Annotated in this window: 11 protein-coding genes; 9 read left to right on the forward strand and 2 right to left on the reverse strand. The window is 73.8% G+C overall.

All coding sequences use genetic code 11. The features are described 5' to 3' along the window. Positions 1-10 precede the first annotated feature (10 nt). Entirely contained in the window at positions 11-1,486 is a 1,476-nt protein-coding gene (locus ACZ6BG_RS30740) for an amidase (RefSeq protein ID WP_469007493.1), read from the forward strand. A 332-nt stretch (positions 1,487-1,818) separates the two neighbouring features. Here the strand turns inward: ACZ6BG_RS30740 and ACZ6BG_RS30745 are convergent, their stop codons facing one another. Continuing rightward, complete coding sequence (locus ACZ6BG_RS30745; RefSeq protein WP_469007494.1) at positions 1,819-2,970, reverse strand: hypothetical protein; 1,152 nt, start codon at positions 2,968-2,970, stop codon at positions 1,819-1,821. Between the two features lie 319 nt (positions 2,971-3,289). Here ACZ6BG_RS30745 and ACZ6BG_RS30750 point away from each other — a divergent pair, with 319 nt between their 5' ends. From ACZ6BG_RS30750 to ACZ6BG_RS30760, 3 genes are all read left to right on the forward strand, one after another. Further along, positions 3,290-4,036, forward strand: a complete 747-nt coding sequence (locus tag ACZ6BG_RS30750; RefSeq protein ID WP_469007495.1) for a DUF1838 family protein — start codon at positions 3,290-3,292, stop codon at positions 4,034-4,036. Positions 4,037-4,174: 138 nt separating this feature from the next. After that, positions 4,175-4,822, forward strand: a complete 648-nt coding sequence (locus ACZ6BG_RS30755; protein WP_469007496.1) for a dihydrofolate reductase family protein — start codon at positions 4,175-4,177, stop codon at positions 4,820-4,822. Positions 4,823-4,948: 126 nt separating this feature from the next. After that, positions 4,949-5,995, forward strand: coding sequence for a methyltransferase (locus tag ACZ6BG_RS30760; RefSeq protein ID WP_469007497.1), 1,047 nt, complete (start codon positions 4,949-4,951; stop codon positions 5,993-5,995). Between the two features lie 98 nt (positions 5,996-6,093). On the opposite strand, the gene ACZ6BG_RS30765 is transcribed toward ACZ6BG_RS30760, so the two are convergent. Further along, entirely contained in the window at positions 6,094-6,972 is an 879-nt protein-coding gene (locus ACZ6BG_RS30765; RefSeq protein WP_469007498.1) for an alpha/beta fold hydrolase, read from the reverse strand. 71 nt (positions 6,973-7,043) lie between these two features. Between ACZ6BG_RS30765 and ACZ6BG_RS30770 the strand changes: the two genes are divergently transcribed. The 5 genes from ACZ6BG_RS30770 (at position 7,044) to ACZ6BG_RS30790 (ending at position 13,342) form a co-directional block, all read left to right on the forward strand. Next, on the forward strand, positions 7,044-7,676 hold the full coding sequence (locus tag ACZ6BG_RS30770) for a TetR family transcriptional regulator (RefSeq protein WP_469007499.1): 633 nt from the start codon (positions 7,044-7,046) through the stop codon (positions 7,674-7,676). Between the two features lie 160 nt (positions 7,677-7,836). Then, a complete protein-coding gene (locus tag ACZ6BG_RS30775; RefSeq protein ID WP_469007500.1) occupies positions 7,837-8,358 on the forward strand; it encodes a hypothetical protein in 522 nt (173 codons plus the stop codon). A 198-nt stretch (positions 8,359-8,556) separates the two neighbouring features. Continuing rightward, positions 8,557-11,976, forward strand: coding sequence for a CHAT domain-containing protein (locus ACZ6BG_RS30780; RefSeq protein ID WP_469007501.1), 3,420 nt, complete (start codon positions 8,557-8,559; stop codon positions 11,974-11,976). After that, positions 11,973-12,665 (forward strand): hypothetical protein, encoded by a 693-nt coding sequence (locus ACZ6BG_RS30785; RefSeq protein WP_469007502.1) that lies wholly within the window; start codon positions 11,973-11,975, stop codon positions 12,663-12,665. Before ACZ6BG_RS30780 ends, ACZ6BG_RS30785 begins: the two co-directional genes overlap by 4 nt. Then, a complete protein-coding gene (locus ACZ6BG_RS30790; protein ID WP_469007503.1) occupies positions 12,665-13,342 on the forward strand; it encodes an RES family NAD+ phosphorylase in 678 nt (225 codons plus the stop codon). Before ACZ6BG_RS30785 ends, ACZ6BG_RS30790 begins: the two co-directional genes overlap by 1 nt. Positions 13,343-13,553 lie beyond the last annotated feature (211 nt).

Here is a 13,553-nt window from a genome sequence, read left to right on the forward strand (position 1 = left end):
AGGGGTTCGCATGAAGCTGTCGGAGTACGTGACGCATGACGCCGTCGGGCTCGCCGGGTTGGTCGCCCGCGGCGAGGTGACCGGCGCCGAGTTGGAGAGCGTCGCGCTGGAGGCGGTCGCCGCCGTCAACCCGCTGCTCAACGCGGTGGTGGAGACCTGGCCCGCAGAGGGAGGCGTGGCACCCGGCGAGGGGACGCCGACGGCGGGGAGCGCATCGGCCGGGGCGCCGCTGGCAGGAGTCCCCTTCCTGCTCAAGGACCTGGGCGTCACCATGACCGGAAAGCGGACGGAGCTGGGCAGCCGCCTCGCCGAGGGCAATGTCGCCGCCGGGGACTCGCACCTGATGCGGCGCTTCCGCGCGGCCGGTCTCGCGACCTTCGGCCGCACCGCGACCCCGGAGTTCGCCTACGGCATCACCACCGAGGCCGTCCTGTACGGGCCGACCCGCAACCCCTGGAACCCCGACCGCTCGGCGGGCGGCTCCAGCGGCGGTTCGGCGGCCGCCGTCGCAGCGGGCGTCGTCCCGGTCGCGCACGCCACGGACGCGGCGGGCTCGATCCGCATTCCGGCGGCGAGCACCGGCCTGTTCGGTCTGAAGCCGACCCGCGGCCGGGTGTCCATGGGCCCCGATGTCGACGAGATCTTCAACGGCCTGGCCGTCCAGGGCTGCGTCAGCCGTACGGTACGGGACAGCGCGGCGCTGCTCGACGCGGTCCGGGGCCCGGAGAGCGGCGACCCGTACTTCGCCGCGGAGCCGGAGCGCCCCTACACCGAGGAGATCGCCCGCGACCCGGGCCGCCTCCGCGTGGGCGTCCTCACCCAGGGCGACGGCCGCCGCCGCACCGCGCCCCCGGTCCTCGACGCCGTGTCCCGCACCGCGGAACTCCTCACCTCGCTCGGCCACCACGTCGAGGAGGCCACCCTCGACATCGGCGTGAGCTGGGACGAGTTCGTCCTGGCCAACGCCCGGCTCTGGACGGCCAACCTGGTCCCCTGGATCGACGCCCTGGCCGCCGCCTTCGACCGGCCCGTCGACGCGTCCACCGTCCAGCCCGAGATACTCGCCAGCCACGCCTGGGGCCGCCGGGTCTCCGGCGCGGACTTCGTCGGCGCGCTCGGCGTGCGCAACACCGTCGCCCGCGCCATCGGCCGCCGCTTCGACCGGTACGACGTGCTGCTCACCCCGACGCTGCCCGAACTGCCGCCGCTTCTGGGCGTGTTCGCCGAGGGCGTCGAGGAGCTGGACGGCCTCGGCTGGGTCGACCGGCTCCTCGACCGCTCCCCCTTCACCGCGGCCTTCAACGTCGCCGGGACCCCCGCCATGTCCGTCCCCCTGGCGGCCGACCCCACCACGGGCCTTCCCGTAGGCCTGCAGTTCGCCGCCGCCCACGGCCGCGAGGACACCCTGTTCCGGCTCGCCTCGCAACTCGAACGAGCCGCCCCCTGGTCCGACCGCACACCCGCCGTCTGGGCCGGCACCGCCTGACAAAGACGTCCTCGGCTTCACCAAGTCGACCCGCATGCTGCACCGCGCTGCGCCTGCCGCCCCGGGGCAGCGCCGCCCTCGCCGACAAGGGCTGGGAGAACGGCACCCTCTCCCCGGCCGGTACGTGCTCCGCGAGGACTACCTCACCGTGCCCGCGCAGCGCGTCCCGGAGACGGCGTCGGCCCTGACCGTGGTGGGCGGCCGCGTGGTCCACGCGGCCGCCGAACACACGGCGCTCAACCCGCCGTTGCCGCGACAGGTGCGGCCGTCGTACTCGCCGCTCGTGACGGGAGCGAACGCGCCCTGGCACCGGCCGCCTGTGGCGGCAGGCCCTACTTCTTCGGGTCCCGGAAGCGCCCGAACGCCTTCGAGAGGGCCTTCAGCGGCGAGCCGTCCGTCTTGGCGGCCCCCGCGCCGGGCGGCAGGGCCGCGCCGTCGCCGCCGGTCACCTCGGCCAGCGCGGCCTGCGCTGCCTCGGCCGCCTCGCGGTACAGGTCACGGGACTTCGTCATGGCGTCCAGCGCCTCGGCGTACTTGGTGACCATGCCCTGGGCGTGCACCAGCTCCTCGTCCGGGGTGAGCAGGTGCCAGCCGTGGCGCAGTCGCGTCAGGGCCCGCTCGGCCTCGGCGTGCAGCGGCCGCGGCAGGGCGGCGAACTCCTGGATCCGGTCGAGGAGTTCGGTCGGCTCCGAGCCGTCGAGGAAGACGCTGCGCACCGTGAAGCGGTCGGCGTCGTAGTCCTCGCTCCGCGGCACCATGGACAGGACGACGGCGCCGCCGCGCGGCATCCCCACGCCCAGCTCCCGCTTCATCGCGAAGTCGGCGATCTGCGCCTGCTCCGGCGTGCCCCGGTGCTCGATCACCCGGTGCCGCAGTCCCGGCGGCAGGAACGTCGCGATCGGCTGCTGCCCGACCGCGTCCGGCGTCATCGCCTCGTGCACCACGACGTGGATGAACCAGCTCTGCCGGGTGCAGTCCCGCAGCCTGCGGCGCAGTTCGTCGTCGTCCTTCGGCAGGTGGTTCGCCGCCCGCATCCGCACGTCCGGCACCGTGTCGTGGTCCCAGGGGACCTGCTCGCTGTCGGGCCAGAACATGGTGGCGGGCGAGGGCCAACGCGCGTCCCACGCCCGCTCCGCCTCGGCGGCGAGGATCCAGGTGACGCCGTCGCCGTCCTTGCGGCGGCTCTCCGGGTCGTACGTGGTGAGCTGGGCGCGCACCGTGACGTCGTCGTCCACGCGCCAGCGGGCCTCGAAGAGACGGCGGGCGAGGGGGCCGGGGTCGGCGGACTCGTCCCGGGGGTGCAGCACGGTGGCGCGGGCCGCCTCGGCCGGTTCGAGGTCCAGGAAGTCGTCGAGCACCCCGGCCGCCTTGAGGGCGATCAGGTTGCGCCGGACGTCCTGCTCGGGCTCGGGTCCGAGGTGGCGCCCGCGCCCCAGCCACGCGGTGTCGGGGGCGGTGGTCGATGAGGTGGTGTTTTTGGCCATGAAATCGTTCTGTGGGTGATCGGGGCCCGACCAGTATGGTCCGTGAACGCTTGAGTTTCCCAGGTCAGAACCCTTCCACCCCAAGGGGGATCAGCAAACCGCCGACATCGGCCTCAAAGAAGTCACCCTCTCATGGAGTCGGGGGCCTTGGCCCGAAAATCGGCCCGGGCCCGGGCGTGCGGCCGACCGGGGCGGCAAGTGTCGGCGTGGGGCGCGCACCCCTGCTCGTGCGCCGGGGTGCTGTGGATCTTGCCGACTCTTTCCGGCCGATCGCGCCCCGGCTGATCCCGCCCTGCCGCGACCGCGCAGAGTGGTCCGTATGACGACTCCCGCAGAGCTGCTCCGTTCCTTCGCCCGCACCCGCGCCTCGCTCGACGGCGAGGAGGTCACGTACTGGTGGTCCGGGGATGTGCACTCCTGGGCGCCCGACGAGCCGTACCAGCGCGTGTTCGGCTTCGAAGGGCTCAATGTCGCCCGCCTGGTCCAGGACGCCGAGGCCGGTCCTGACGCGTATCAACTGCTCACCCGCGAGGCGGCCTTCTTCCTGGACCCCGGCACCCGCGAGATCCTGGAGACCTGGCAGGACCTGCCGGTGACGCACATCTGGAACGACCCGGCGAACCAGAAGTGGCGCCCCTTCCCGATACCGACGACCGAGCTCGGCGGCCAGGTCTGCTTCAGCCTGGAGATCCCGCTGTCCTACCCCTCGCCCCTGCCGGTGGCCCAGTATCCCGTGCACTCGGCCGGTGACACGTACAAGGCCCTTGAGCTCTTCCAGTTCTTCGCCGACCGCGCCGACCTCGCGGGCCCGGCGCCCGGCGTCCCGGCCGCCATGTCGTGGACGCGGATGTCCCCGTGGCTCCCCTGGATGGCCCGGGGGCAGCGGCCCGGCGGTCTCACCTTCCACTGCCGGGGCCGCAAGCTCGCCTCGTACGCCGAGGTCCCCGAGCGCACCCGCGCCTACATCGCCGACCACCAGCCGAAGTTCGCCTGCGCCCCGCGGGAGTGGAGCGAGCCGAACGAGACCAGTTGGACGTACTTCCGGAAGCTCAACCCGCCGAAGTAGCCGCCGCGCCGCCCCACCGCCGCCCCTGACCGCGCAACTCCGCCGACCATGGGAACTCGACCGCCCCAAGGACAGGAATCCGTTCCGACCGACCGCAGAACAGGAACCGGCCGCAGAACAGGAAAGGAACCACCCGCCATGTCACTCACCCGCGTCCAGCACGTCTCCCTCTCCCTCGACGGTTTCGCCACCGGTGAGGGCCAGAGCCTCGACGCGCCGTTCGGCCACGCCGGGGATCGGCTGCACGACTGGATGTTCGCCACTCGGTGGGGCCGCCGGATGCTGGGCCGGACTGGCGGCACGGGCGGCGTCGACGACGCCCTCGTGCGGCTGTTCGCTCCCGGGATCGGCGCCGAGATCATGGGGGCCGGGAAGTTCGGCCACCCCGGCTGGCACGAGGACCCTGAGTGGAAGGGCTGGTGGGGCCCCAACCCGCCGTTCCACACGCCGGTCTTCGTCCTCACCCATCACACGCGGCCCTCGATCGAGATGGAGGGCGGCACGACGTTCCACTTCATCGACGCCTCGCCCGCCGAGGCGCTGGAGCAGGCCCGCGAGGCCGCGGGCGGCCTGGACGTGCGCCTCGGCGGCGGTCCCACCATGATTCGCGACTTCCTCGCCGCCGGTCTCGTCGACCACATGCACCTCGTGGTGGTCCCGATCCTGCTCGGCCGGGGCGTGCGCCTCTGGGACGGTCTTGAGGGCCTGGAGAAGGACTACGAGGTCGAGGCCGTCTCCACGCCCAGCGGAGTCACGCACCTGATGTTCACCCGCGCGGGCCTGTGAACCGCCTCGGTCACTGCGTGCGGAGGTGAGGGGCGGCAGGCGTGATTCGGCCGATCGTGGTGAGCGACTGCGGGGAAGGGGCTTCCCGTCGAGGCATGCGCGTTCCTGCCGGGTAGGGATGTGATCATGACTGCGACGAGCGCATCCGCCCCCGGCACGACCACCCGCACCCCCGCTGTCGCCATACTGCGGCTGCTCGGCGGCTTCCAGATCTCGCAGGCCCTGTACGTCGCGGCCCGCGCCGGGGTCGCCGACGAGCTGGTCGGCGGGCCCCGGCCGGTCGGCGCGGTGGCCGAGGCCACGGGGCTCCGGCCCGACCTGCTGCGCCGACTCCTGCGGACCCTCGCCACCGAGCAGGTCTTCGCCTACGACGAGGAGCGGGACTCCGTGGCCCTCGGGGCGCTCGGGCACACCCTGCGCAGCGACACCGACGAGTCCGTCCGCGACGTCGCCCTCATGTGGATGGAGACCCACTACCGGCCCTTCGGCCGGCTGTGGTCCACGCTGCACGACGGAGTGCCCGCCGCGGAACGGGAGTTGGGCAAGCCGTTCTTCGACTGGCTCGGCGAGGACCCGGACCGGGTCGCGGGCTTCAGCTCCGCCATGGGCGACCTGATGCGCGCCGTCCGCCGGGACGCGATCGACGCCCTCGACCTGACCGGCGTCGGCCACCTGGTCGACATCGGCGGAGCCGACGGCACGGGCCTCGCCACCCTCGCGGGGCGCCATCCGCACCTGCGCGGCACCGTCTTCGACCTGCCTCATGTCGTACGGGCCGCGCACGCCACCCTGAGCCGGGCCGGCGTCGCCGACCGGGTCGACACCCGGGGCGGCGACTTCTTCCAGGCCGTCCCGGAGGGCGCCGACGCGTATCTCGCCTGCTTCATCCTCCACGACTGGAACGACGAGCAGAGCACCCGCATCCTGGAGCGCGTCCACGAGGCGGCGGCCCCCGGCGCCCGGCTCCTGCTCGTCGAGACCGTCCTCGGGCGCGGCCCCGCGCCCGAGATCGCGACCATGCTGGACCTGACCATGATGGGCATGCTCGACGGGCGCGAGCGCACCTTGGAGGACTGGCGCGGACTGCTCGCGGGCGCGGGATTCGAGCTGACCCGCACCGTCGAGACTGCGGGCCCCATGTGTGTCATCGAGGCGGTCAGGGTGGATCGCTGACTCGCACGAGGTCGCCGACAGCGGCGCGCCGTGCGGAGTCCGGCATTCCGCTCGGTGTTCGGAGCCCCCTGACGTCAGGGCGTCAGAGCGTCAGGGCGTCAGGACGTCAGGAACGCGTGCAGCGCGGTGATCAGCGCGGCCGGGTTGTCCTCCTGCACGTTGTGACCCGCGTCCGGCACCACCACGAGTTCGCCGTCGGGTACGCGCTCGACGAGGCGTTCGGCGGTGGACTGCGGGAGCACCTTGCTGCGCCCGCCGCGCACGAGGAGCACCGGCAGGCCCGTGAGCTGGGCGGCGAGCCGGTCGATGGCGGCGAGGATGGCGGGGAAGTCGGGCGGACGCGGATCGCTCTTCGGCACCCACGCGCCGCCGGGCGCGCGGCGGAACAGCGCGCGCATCCGGTACGTGACGCATCCGCGGTCGGCCCGCGGATTGACGCGCAGGGCGGCGTCCACCACGGCGTCGAGTGCGTCGACCGGGCCGAGACCCGCCATGAAGGTCCGTACCCGCTTCGTGCTCTCGAAGTCGACGCCGGGTGCGACGTCGATCAGCGCGAGACGCTCGACGCGGCCGGGGTGCGCGGCGGCGACGTGGGCGGCGACCACGCCGCCGAGCGACATGCCGACCAGGCGCACCCGGTCGAAGCCGAGGTGGTCCGCCGCGGCGACCACGTCCTCGGCCATCGCGCCGATCCGGTAGTCGTCGGACCAGTCGCTGTCGCCGTGGCCGCGCAGGTCCAGTGCGACGAGCCGCGCGGCGCCGCGCAGGCCGAGGCAGACGAAGTCCCAGGTGTGCGCGTTCAGTCCGCCGCCGTGCAACAGCAGGACTTCGGGGCCGGGGCCGCCCCAGTCGAATCCGTGCAGGCGGCATCCCGCGCGGGAGTGGAAGAGGTCGCGCGGCGGTGCCGGATCGTGGATCCGTACGCCCAGCGATGCCGCGAGATCGGTCATCGACGGGACCGAGGTCTGTTCGTTCACCGCACCGCCCCCCTTACCTTGAGGCCCCAAGGTAAGCCTCTTACCTTGGACCGTCAAGGTAAGCTTGTGGCGTGGCTACCCGTAGACGACGTACACCCGACGAGGCCAAGCGACTGATCCTGGAGGCCGCGGGCGAACTGCTCGCCGCGGGCGGCCCGGCGGCCGTGCAGGTGCGGGCCGTGGCCGCCGCGGTCGGGGTGTCCGACGCCGCGGTCAACCACCACTTCGGCAACCGCGAGCAGTTGCTGTCGGCGCTGCTGCGCTTCGGCGGGAAGAAGCTCAAGTCCGAGCTGCGCGCCGCCCTGGACACCTGGATCGACGGGCCCGCCGACCCGGCCGACCTGGTGCGGGCGCTGTCCGCGCCCTACACCGACGGCTACGCCGAACTGGCCCTCGCGCTGCACCAGTCGGGCTGGCGGGACGCGGGCAGCGGACTGCTCGACGAGACCGTGGACCGCCTGCACGCCCAGGCGCGGGCCACCTGCGCCGACACCGGCCGGACGCCCCCTGCCCGCGAGACCGTCCAGCTCACGGTGGCCGCACTGCATCAGGCCGTCGCGATGGAGCCCCTGTTCGGCGCCGAGTTCCGCAGGAGCGTCGCACTGGACGCGGCCGCGCGCGACCGCACGCTCCACTGGTGGACCCAGACCCTGCGTTCCACCCTCGCCGGAACGGACGGCACGCCCACCGGGCAGGGCCGGTGACGGTCGGCGCCGAGGAGACGCGGGACCTCGAACCACGCCTCGCCGTTCGTATCGGCCGGGCGGGACCCGGGCGAAGGTCGGGTGGTCCTCGGGCGTGGGGTTCCCCGGGACGCACGGCGCCGGTTCGCTGGAGGTGTGCGGCGGCACGGGGGTGAGGGCGATGGACGTCACTGGTGCGGGCGCGCTGATCGTGGCAGTCGTCGGCGTGCTCGGAACCCTGCTGTCGGCCCTGCTCACCCAGCGCGCTGCCGAGCGCAGTCGGCAGCGCGAACAGGAGCGGGCCGAGCGGACCCAGGCATGGGCCAGGGAGACCGAGGAGCGCCGCGCCTGCTGCATCGCGCTCAACACGGCATCGCGGCAGTACCTGGCGGCCCTCACCGACCAGTCCCACGCCCTGGCCCGCGCGGAGGATCCACGCGCGGCACGACAACGCCTCACCGAGGCCCGGGACCTGCACCGGGACGTGTACGCGGAGGCCCAGATGCGGCTGCCCGACCCGGTACTCGCCCTCGCCGGAGAGGCCACCCACGCGCTCGGCGCCCTCTACGGCCGGCTCCGGCGCCTGGACGACGGCGTTCCCCGGCCGGGCGACTCACTCGACGCGGCGCAGGGGGAGATCGACGCGCTGTGGGAACGGCTGCGGGAGCTGCGCAGGGGGATGCGCGCGGACCTCGGAGCCTAGGGGCCGTCCCGGCCGGGCCCCTCCACCGCCCCCGAGTCACGCTCCGCCCGAACCGGTCCGGGCGCGTTCCGGGCGAGTTCCGGGCGTTGATCGGGCACCGGACGAAAAGCTCGGCGATCGGGCTTCATCAGGGCTGACATCTCGTCATCATGGAGGCAGGAACGGTCTGTTGGGATCATCAGGACGTCAGGAGTGCCGGTGGGGGAAGAAGAGGAGAGCGGTGGCGTACAGGCCGTGCGGGCCTGGGCCGGTGAGGCCGTCGAGCGGGCGAAGGCGCTGCTGCCGACGCCGCCCATGGTCGCCGTACCGACGCGCGCCCATGACGAGTCGATCACGGAACTCGACGCGCTCTCCCACCTGTTGGACCACGATCCGCAGCTGCGCGGCTCGGTGACCGTATGGCTCGGCGGTGCCCTCACCCTGCGCCACGCCGCCGGGGGCGGCACCCCCGAGGACCGGGAGCGGGCGCACACGATGCTGCGGGCCGCACGGGACCCGGCGACGCCGATCGGAGCCGCGGCCCGCACCGAGGACAGGCGGTGGGCCGCGCTGTTCCTGCTGACGCACGCGATGCCGCTGCAGGAGATGCTGGGCGGGCTCGCGCCCGAGCCGGACGCGACCGCCCTGTTCGACATGATCATGCGGAACGGGCCGAGCGGGATGGCCGCCTTCGCGGCCGAGGTCCAGGAACTGGTGACCGAGGCGGCCGAACTCCCGCTGCCGCCGGAGACCTTGGGGCAGTTGCGGCAGGTGCGCGACCTCCACACCCAGCCCTCCGCCGCCGGGCTCACCGAGCTGTTCACGAGCCTCGTACCCGACGACGGGCTCCCGGGCACCGACCAGCTGCGGCAGACGATGATGAACCTGCTGGCGACGATGACCGGTGGCGCGGGTCCGCAGGCCGGTCCGGGCACGGCGCCCCGTACCGACGCGGGCACGAGCACCACGCACCACGCCGCGGGCCCTGCCGCCAACACTCCGTCCCCTGCCGCCGAGGACAACGCCCGCACCCGGACCTCCGCCGCCGACGCCCCGGGCTCCTCGAACACCGCCCCCGCCGACGCCGACGCCCCGGCCGCGCCCCGCACCCCCGACGAAGTCCGTCGGCTCCTCGCCGCCTGGCAGGCCGTCCAGACCACGTCCGTGGACTTCGTGAACCATGCCGGTGGCGGCGACCCGGCCGCCCTCAACCAGCAGCTCGGGCGGCTGCGCGCCGCCCGGGACGGGCTGCCGGACGACATGCCGGACAAGGACGCCCTCGACGGACTGATGGCACTGCTGCTCGGCGTCAGCGACGGCGCCGGCGGCACCCTTCAGGACCAGGCCCTCGGCCTCGCCCACACCCGGACGGTCACCGACTACTTGCGGCGCAAGTCCCAGAGCCCGATCCCCATGGCCGACCTCTTCCCGGTCATGGCCGACGCGATGGAGCTGATGGCCGAGGCCCGCACCGCCGGGCAGACCGAGGACGTGGACCGGCTCCGGGCCCTGCTGGCCAGGGCCGAGGCCTTCGCCGACACCGTTCCCGAGGACCATGCCCTGCGCGCGGTGGCCGTCCTCGCCCGTGCCATGGCCCGCATGCTGCTCGGCCGGTGCACCCAGGACAAGGAACTGCTCCTGGGCGGCCTCGCGGACCTCGACGAGGGCAGGACGGCCGCGGGGAACAGCAAGCTCCCCATCGGGGACGACGTACTCGCGGCCATCGCTCCCGAGGCCGCGGCCATGCGTTCGCTCCTCAGCGGCGAAGGCAGCGGCATCCCGGACCGGGAGGTGCCGCCAGCGGACGCGCCCGCCGACCAGTTGCACTCCGCCGCGACCCGCCTCCGCATGCGCTACGACTTCACCAAGGACCCGGCGGACCTCGATGCCGCCATCACCACCCTGGAACGGCTCCGCGAGCACATCCGGCACGGCCGGGCCCCGCGCGTCGCCGCCGACTCCCTGTGGTCGCTCGCCGATTCCTACCGCGCCCGCTGGCACCGGGAGCACAGCGAGCCCGACGCGGACGCCGTCACCGACACGGCGAACGAGGCCATGGCCACCCTCGCCGCCGACGTCCTCCTCCAGCACGGCGCCGAACACCGTCTGACGACCGCCCGCACCGGTGCCTCCCTCTGCCTGCGGGCCGCCCTGTGGGCCGCCGCGCACGAGCGGGTGCCCGACGCGGTGACCGCCCTCGAACTGGGCAGGGCGCTGGTGCTACAGGCGGCAGCCACCTCCCGGGCCGTACCGGAACTCCTTGCGGAGCGCGGTCATCCCGAACTCGCCGCCGCCTGGCGGAAGTCCGGCGCCGCCGACAGCGCCGAGCTGCCCGCCGAGCTCCCGAGCACCCTGCGCCGCCAGGCCCTGGAAGCCCTCGGCTACCGGCAGGAGGGCGGGCTGTTCGCCACCCCCACCCTGCGCGAACTGGCGGACGGCGTGGGCGAGGCCGGCGCGGACGCCCTCATCTATCTGGTGCCCGGCAGCGACGGCGAGGCCCCCGGCATGGTGCTGGCGGTGGGCCCCGAGATCGGTGTCGGCGTGGGCCCGCTGCCCGCGCTCTCCGCGGCGCGGAGCGCCCCGCTGGAGCGGTACTTGGACGCGGCCGCGGCCCGCCCCCCGGACCACGTCGACGAAGCGGCGGAACGCGTCTGGGAGAAGGCCCTGGCCGACCTGTGCGACTGGGCGTACGAAGTGTTCGCCCATGTCCTGCCCGGCCTCACGGAACACCTCCCGCGGGACGCGGCCGAACACCGCGCTCCCCGGGTCGTCCTGGTCCCCTGCGGCCGCCTCGGGCTCGTGCCCTGGCACGCGGCCCGCTTCCCCGCGGACGCCCCCCACGACTACCTCTGTGAGGCCCTGGTGATCAGCTACGCGGCCTCCGGCAGCCAGTTCCTGCGTACGGCGAAACGCGCGCCGCGCGACCCCATCTCGGCCCCGGCCATGGTGGCCGACCCGAGCATCTCGCTGACGTACGCCGAACTCGAGGTCCTGGAGCTGCGCAACGCCTTCTATCCGGGGGCGCGGCTGTACGGCGATTTCGCCACGCTCCCGCCCGACTCGGTGCCGACCGGCACCCCCGACCAGGTGCTCGCCCTCCTCGGCCAGGACCACTCGATGGTCCATCTCGCCACGCACGGCATGGCGGGGACACGACCGACGGAGTCGGCCCTGCACCTCGCCCCCACCGAGCCGGGCGAGAGCATCGGCCGACTCACCGTGACGCGCCTCCTCGACCGCCCGCAGCCCGCCGAACAGGACGCACCGGACGGCCCGTTGATCGTCCTGAGCGCCTGCGAGACCGACCTGAGCACCCGCGACCACGACGAGGCCCTGACCCTCACCACAGCGTTCGTCTCGGGCGGCGCACGCGATGTCGTGGGGTCGCGGTGGACCGCGCGTGACGGCGCGTCGATGCTCCTGATGACGGTCTTCCACCACCATCTGCGGGCCGGGCTCAGCCCGGTCGACGCGCTGCGGGCCGCACAGCTGTGGATGCTCGACCCGGAGCGGCAGGATCCGGGATGCCTGAGCGCGGAGCTGCGAGGGGACGTCGGTCGCCCCGACCTCCAACGGCCCGCCGTCTGGGCCGCGTTCATCCATCAGGGCCACCCCGGCCGGGGAGAGGGGGGCGTATGAACCGGGGAGAGGACGACGGCGCGAAGGTGCTCGGCCTCGTCGACGAACACCTGGACAGCGTCCGCGACCAGCTGACCGACGAGCAGTACGAACTGCTGCTCACCCGCCTGCGCGCGCTCGCCGACATCCCGACGAGCGACGCCAGGGCCGCGCGCCGGGCCTTCCAGGCCGTACGCCTGTCCCTGGTGCCGCTGCCGTTCGACCATCCCGTCAGGGAGGCCCTGGACTCCGTCCGGCTCGCAGGTCCGGCACCGGTCGGCCACCTCGCCGTCCTGCGGTCGCGGGTCCTTCTGGCCCGGATCACGCCCGACCCGGACCCGCCCCCCGACACCGCGGCCGTCATCGCCGCCGCCGAGGACCGGCTGCTGCGCGCGCCCGCCCTGTCGGCCGCCGAGGTCCGCACCCGGTACGGCGGCGCCCCGCCGCCCCCCGAGCTGATCCGGCTCGACGACCCCGAACGGGGCGACCGCTACCCGGAGTTCCAGTTCGAGCCCGGCGGCGGCGCGCCGTACGAGGTCGTCCTCGAGGTCAACCGGGTGCTGCTCGCCGACGCGGACCCGTGGGGCGCCGCCGACTGGTGGCTGAGCGGCAATCCCTGGCTGGGCGGAGGTCCGCCCGCCGCCCTCCTCGGCATCCGGCCGGACCGTGAACTGGTGGGCGCGGCCGTGGCGTTGGCGGAGGGAAGCTGATGCACGACACCACCGTGGCGCCCTCCGCGTACCGCTTCCGGCCGCACTGGGAGATGCTGCCCGCCGGTGCGCATCTGTGGCGGATGCACTCGTCCCGGTTCGCGGCCGAGCAGTTCAAGCCGTTCGACGCCGACGACCCCGCGCCCGGCCGCTTCCACGGCACGCCGGAGGATCCCTACCCCTGCCTGTACGCCGCGACGGACCCCGAGACCGCGCTCGCCGAGACCCTGCTGCGCTCGGTCGCCTTCGACCAGGAGACCAGCATGCGGCTGGTCCCCTGGCGGTGGGTACGGGGCAAGTCGCTGAACCCGGTGCGGACCCGGTGCGAGTTGCGGCTGGTCTCGCTGCGCTCCGGAGCGGCCCTCGCCGCCGTCTGCCAGGACAACCTCCTGCTGGAGAGCGAGGGTCCGGAGCACTACGCGCGCACGCGGCTCTGGGCGCGGGAGATCCGGGCCCAGGCGCCCGAGGCCATGGGGATGATCTGGGAGTCGCGGCGCAATCCGTCGCAGCGGGCCCTCGTGCTCTTCGGAGACCGCCTCGCGGACCGTGTGGGCGGCCCCCTCGAAGCGCTGCCGCACCGCGGCATCCCGGACCTCGGCTCACCGGAGGGCATCAAGGAGACCAACCAGCTCCTCGAACCGCTGCGTTCGGCGATCAAGGAGCCGCTGCGGCGCTGAACCCGGCACCCGGCCCACCATCCGGCCCGCCGCCCGGCCAGGACCCGACCGGGTCACGACCAGTCCGCGCCCGGCCGGTCCGCTTCACTGAAGAGGCGGGCCGCCCGGGGAAAACACATCGGGGGAGCCTACCCCGGCGGCCCGCACCTCCGCAGCCACCGATATCGACGCGGTGTCAATTCACGTAAGGACCAAGCATGTTGGGGACGAC

The sequence above is a fragment of the Streptomyces sp. NPDC041205 genome (assembly GCF_055591765.1).

Coding starts and splice junctions, on each gene's coding strand:
- ACZ6BG_RS30790 (WP_469007503.1), top strand. CDS start 12,665: ATGCACGACACCACCGTGGCGCCCTCCGCGTACCGCTTCCGGCCGCAC.
- ACZ6BG_RS30785 (WP_469007502.1), top strand. CDS start 11,973: ATGAACCGGGGAGAGGACGACGGCGCGAAGGTGCTCGGCCTCGTCGAC.
- ACZ6BG_RS30755 (WP_469007496.1), top strand. CDS start 4,175: ATGTCACTCACCCGCGTCCAGCACGTCTCCCTCTCCCTCGACGGTTTC.
- ACZ6BG_RS30740 (WP_469007493.1), top strand. CDS start 11: ATGAAGCTGTCGGAGTACGTGACGCATGACGCCGTCGGGCTCGCCGGG.
- ACZ6BG_RS30760 (WP_469007497.1), top strand. CDS start 4,949: ATGACTGCGACGAGCGCATCCGCCCCCGGCACGACCACCCGCACCCCC.
- ACZ6BG_RS30775 (WP_469007500.1), top strand. CDS start 7,837: ATGGACGTCACTGGTGCGGGCGCGCTGATCGTGGCAGTCGTCGGCGTG.
- ACZ6BG_RS30745 (WP_469007494.1), bottom strand. CDS start 2,970: ATGGCCAAAAACACCACCTCATCGACCACCGCCCCCGACACCGCGTGG.
- ACZ6BG_RS30750 (WP_469007495.1), top strand. CDS start 3,290: ATGACGACTCCCGCAGAGCTGCTCCGTTCCTTCGCCCGCACCCGCGCC.